The sequence below is a fragment of the Variovorax sp. PDC80 genome, from assembly GCF_900115375.1.
Classification (GTDB): domain Bacteria; phylum Pseudomonadota; class Gammaproteobacteria; order Burkholderiales; family Burkholderiaceae_C; genus Variovorax.
On the sequence record NZ_FOWG01000042.1, the window covers coordinates 1 to 1,200 of the forward strand.

The 1,200-nt window shown below is 63.2% G+C and carries 1 protein-coding gene; it reads right to left on the reverse strand.

Going from position 1 to position 1,200, the window contains the following annotated elements:
• Position 1: 1 nt before the first annotated feature.
• A complete protein-coding gene (gene tuf, locus BM109_RS40585) occupies positions 2–1,195 on the reverse strand; it encodes an elongation factor Tu (RefSeq protein ID WP_093356177.1) in 1,194 nt (397 codons plus the stop codon).
• Between the last annotated feature and the right edge of the window lie 5 nt (positions 1,196–1,200).

The following is a 1,200-nucleotide window of genomic DNA, read 5'->3' on the forward strand; positions in this document are numbered from 1 at the left end:
CTTAGATGTCGAGGATCTTGGCCACGACGCCCGAACCCACGGTACGGCCGCCTTCGCGGATGGCGAAGCGCAGGCCTTCTTCCATCGCGATCGGGTTGATCAGCTTCACAGTGATGCTGACGTTGTCGCCAGGCATGACCATTTCCTTGTCCTTCGGCAGCTCGATCGCGCCGGTCACGTCCGTCGTGCGGAAGTAGAACTGCGGACGGTAGTTGTTGAAGAACGGCGTGTGACGGCCGCCTTCGTCCTTCGACAGAACGTACACCTCGGCGGTGAAGTGCGTGTGCGGCTTGATCGAACCGGGCTTGCACAGCACCTGGCCGCGCTCGACTTCTTCGCGCTTCGTGCCGCGCAGCAGCACGCCCACGTTGTCGCCGGCTTGACCTTGGTCCAGCAGCTTGCGGAACATTTCCACGCCGGTGCAGGTGGTCTTGACCGTCGGGCGGATGCCCACGATTTCGATTTCTTCACCGACCTTGATCACGCCGCGCTCGACAGCACCGGTCACCACCGTGCCGCGACCCGAGATCGAGAACACGTCTTCCACGGGCATCAGGAACGTGCCGTCCACGGCGCGCTCGGGCGTCGGGATGTACGTGTCCAGGGCTTCGGCCAGCTTCATGATCGCGCCTTCGCCGAGCTCGCCCTTGTCGCCTTCCAGGGCCAGCTTCGCCGAGCCGTGGATGATCGGGGTGTCGTCGCCGGGGAATTCGTACTTGTCGAGGAGTTCGCGAACTTCCATTTCGACCAGCTCGAGCAGTTCCTTGTCGTCGACCATGTCGCACTTGTTCAGGAACACGATGATGTAGCCCACGCCCACCTGGCGAGCCAGCAGGATGTGTTCACGGGTCTGGGGCATCGGGCCGTCGGCGGCCGAGCACACCAGGATCGCGCCGTCCATCTGGGCGGCGCCGGTGATCATGTTCTTCACGTAGTCGGCGTGGCCGGGGCAGTCGACGTGTGCGTAGTGGCGGTTGGCCGTTTCGTACTCGACGTGCGCGGTGTTGATCGTGATGCCGCGGGCCTTTTCTTCGGGCGCAGCGTCGATCTGGTCGTAGGCCTTCGCTTCGCCGCCGAACTTCGACGACAGCACCGTCGCGATCGCAGCCGTCAGCGTCGTCTTGCCATGGTCAACGTGACCGATCGTGCCCACGTTCACGTGCGGCTTCGTGCGGGTGAATTTACCTTTTGCCATTTTTC